This is a genomic window from Caballeronia sp., assembly GCF_049581465.1.
GTDB lineage: Bacteria > Pseudomonadota > Gammaproteobacteria > Burkholderiales > Burkholderiaceae > Caballeronia.
Window position 1 is genome coordinate 1 of record NZ_JBAUSA010000376.1, and the last position, 3,562, is coordinate 3,562.

4 protein-coding genes are annotated in these 3,562 nt (G+C 59.9%); all 4 read right to left on the bottom strand.

The features are described from left to right. The coding region (locus tag WCA53_RS09350) for a DUF427 domain-containing protein (RefSeq protein ID WP_423908333.1) at positions 1-232 on the bottom strand (232 nt) is incomplete at its 3' end. Between the two features lie 68 nt (positions 233-300). Then, entirely contained in the window at positions 301-1,047 is a 747-nt protein-coding gene (locus WCA53_RS09355) for an SDR family NAD(P)-dependent oxidoreductase (protein WP_423908335.1), read from the bottom strand. A 144-nt stretch (positions 1,048-1,191) separates the two neighbouring features. Next, positions 1,192-2,052: an aldo/keto reductase gene (locus WCA53_RS09360; RefSeq protein WP_423908337.1), complete on the bottom strand. Its 861-nt coding sequence runs from the start codon at positions 2,050-2,052 to the stop codon at positions 1,192-1,194. 549 nt (positions 2,053-2,601) lie between these two features. Then, a partial coding sequence (locus WCA53_RS09365) for an acyl-CoA dehydrogenase family protein (RefSeq protein WP_423908340.1) occupies positions 2,602-3,562 on the bottom strand: 961 nt, incomplete at its 5' end.

A 3,562-nucleotide genomic window follows, 5' to 3' on the forward strand; every position in this document is an offset into this window, starting at 1 on the left:
CGCTATCGCCTTTATAAGGGCAGTACGTCCCGTGGGCCGTGCGTTCAAGCAACGTCATATCCACGTCCTTTCGCGGAATGTACTGCACAGCCGGATAGCTAGCCTCACGCAGCGTGAGCGCGTCGCGGGTATCGGCTATTACCCGACCCGCCACGGACACGACCACGCGCGACGCATTCTTCTCGATCGTTATGGGATGCTCAGCACTTGGGATCTTGATCGATTTTTCCATGACTTGGATTCCTTGAATATTTGCGCGCCTCTCGTGGAGCGAAGCGCGATTGCTTCGATATCCTACAATCAAGCCGCAGTCCTTCCACCGTCCACGCCAATGATTTGTCCGGTGATGAACGACGCCTTCTCCGATGCTACAAACACAATTGCCTGAGCCACTTCTTCGGGCGTACCGGCCCGCTTGAGCGGTAAGTTCGCGAGCATTCCCGCCTTGCGCTCGGCAGTCCCGGCGAAACGGTTCAACATCCCGGTTTCGACGGGACCCGGCGCGACCGCGTTGACCCGCACGCCGTACGCCGCAGCTTCGAGCGCCGCCGATTTCGTCATGCCTTCTACTGCGTGCTTGCTGCCCGTATATAGCGACGCGTTAGGCGCCGCCTTGCTGCCCATTGTCGAAGAAATATTGACGATGACGCCACTACCCTGGGGCTGCATCACGCGTAACTCATGCTTCATGCTAAGCAGCGTGCCGAGTACGTTTGTGTCGAAGGTCGCGGCGTATGTTTCGGCGGACTGCTCCAGGATCGGGCCTGGCGTTCCTTCTGTTCCCGCGTTATTGACGGCAACGTCGAGGCGGCCGAATCGATCCACCGCGCGGTCAATCAGGATGCGCACGTCCTCTTCGTGGCGGACGTCGGCACGCACGAACTCGGCCTCCACGCCCAACTCACGCAACTCGGCCACCAAGGCGTTGCCCGCGTCGCCGCGGCGACCCGCGACCACGAGGCGGGCACCTTCTTTCGCAAATGCTATAGCGGTCGCGCGACCAATGCCTGTTAGCGCGCCGGTGATCAATACGACAGGAGCCGTCATGATATTTTCCCTTGAAAAAGGCCACGATCTGCTTGCATCCGACCATCCAGAATGAGGCCTGAAGGAAAAAGTATGGACGACCGTATTAAAAAGTCAAGAATTAACTACGATCGTCCTGATTCGATCCGCGCAACGCATTCGCGGTTAAGCCGCAGCGGCGTCGAGTTGCAAGAAGTCATGTTCAGACAAAGCGATGTCCGCGGCGCGCACGTTCTCTTCCAGATGCGACACCTTCGACGTCCCCGGGATCGGCAACATCACAGGACTGCGTTTCAACAGCCACGCGAGAGCAACTTGAGCGTGGGTCGCCGCGTGGCGGTTCGCAATTTGATCAAGCACTGAGCCCGCCGCTGCAAGGCGTCCTACGGCAAGCGGGTTCCATGGAATGAACCCGATTCCATGCTGCGCGCAATAATCCAGAACGTCTTCGCTTGCCCTGTCGGCCAGGTTATAGCGGTTCTGAACCGTCGCAACCTTGAAGTATTTGGACGCGGCGTCCACGTCCGCCACCGATACCTCGCTCAATCCCGCATGCCGGATCACGCCGGCCGCCAGCAACTGCTTGATCGCTCCAAACTGTTCATTGCGCGGGACGGCCGGATCGATGCGATGAAGCTGCCAAAGACCAATCTGCTCGACCCCTAGATGCCGAAGGCTCCGGTACGCTTCCTGGATCAAATACTCGGGGCGGCCGAGGGGCGTCCATTGATTCGGGCCCGTTCGCACCAGACCCGCCTTCGTGGCTATCAGCATTGCGCCATAAGGATGCAGCGCTTCATGAATCAAGTGTTCGGACACGTCGGGCCCATACGAGTCGGCGGTATCGACGAAATTGACGCCTAGATCGGGGAGGCGCTTTAGCGTGCGGATCGCTTCGGCGCGATCGGCGGGCTGACCCCAAATGCCCGGCCCCGTTATCCGCATCGCGCCAAAACCGAGGCGTCGCACCTCGATTTCGCCGCCTATCTTGAAGGTTCCTGAATTGATTGCATCGATGGCGGACATGGAATTTTCCTCAGAAAGGATCACTCGGGAAACCTGCGCGTGCAGCGGCGGCTGCATGGGGAATGTTGGCAGACTTCGGGCATCACTGCTCAACTCGTCTTGAACGACTCGCTCAATCCCAGGAAGGGATCGCAACCGAGATTTCGCGCAACGCAAATGCACGACGCGATGCATCCGGGTCAGCCAGACGCACGCGACACTTTGCGCGCGCGAACACGACAAACTCGTTCTCGTGTCACGTCGTTTGCTTGATTGATTGAAGAAGTCAGACAGTCGCAATCGGCGTAACGGGCGAGCCTATCGCACCGGGCAGGCGTAGCGGCAGCGCTGTCAGCAAGAAATGCGAGCGGCCGTTGGCGCTTAGCTATGCGGCAAGACGGGAGCAGTGAGCCTTTACGGGAGCATCATCGCCGTGCGCGGTGAGTGTCTACAGGAGCGTTGGAATCCGCCAATAGTGAGCCTTTACAGGAGCGGAAAAACGACAGGACAACGACGAAAACACGCGCATCGCCTGATACTTGCGTTCGTCGACGTCATCCTCGTCACGCGTCAAAGCTGCCGCGCAATGACCATCCGCTGCACTTCGCTCGTGCCTTCGTAAATCTGCGTAATGCGCGCGTCACGATAATGCCGCTCAACCGGATAATCTTGCAGATAGCCGTAACCGCCATGCACCTGGATGGCCTGCGAGCACACGCGTTCCGCCATTTCCGACGCAAACAGCTTGGCCTGCGACGCCTCGCTCAGACACGGCAACCCTTCCGTACGCATCCGTGCCGCATGCAACACAAGCAGGCGCGCGGCGTTCAGGTTCATTTGCATGTCGGCCAAGAGATTGGCTACCGATTGATGCTCCCTGATCGGCTTGCCGAATTGCACGCGCTCATGCGAGTAGGCACGGGCGGCGTCGAAGGCCGCGCGGGCAATACCGACCGCCTGCGCGGCAATGCCGATCCGTCCGCCTTCCAGGTTCGCCAGCGCTATCTTCAACCCTTCGCCGCGCACGCCCAACAGATTGCCGGCCGGGATCACGCAGTCTTCAAAGGAAATCGGGCACGTATCGGACGCGCGAATTCCCATCTTGTGCTCGGGCGGCCCGACGTTGAAGCCCGGGGTATCGCTGGGCACGATAAACGCCGAAATGCCCTTCTTGCCCAAATCGGGATCGGTGACGGCGAATACGATTGCAATGCCTGCGCGCGCGCCGTTCGTCGTGAATTGCTTGGAACCGGAAAGCACCCATTTGCCGTCGCGTTCGATCGCACGGGTACGCAGGTTGTGCGCCTCGGACCCTGCTTGCGGCTCGGTGAGGCAGAACGCGCCGATGATCTCGCCCGTTGCCAGCCGGGGCAGATAGTCGGCTTTTTGCTGGTCGGTGCCAAACGCCAGGATCGGGCCGCATCCGACGGAGTTATGCACCGCCATCAAGGTTGAACACGACGCGCAGCCTGCCGCAATTTCCTCGATCGCGAGCGCGTACGCGACGTAATCGCTAAACGTGCCGCCCCAC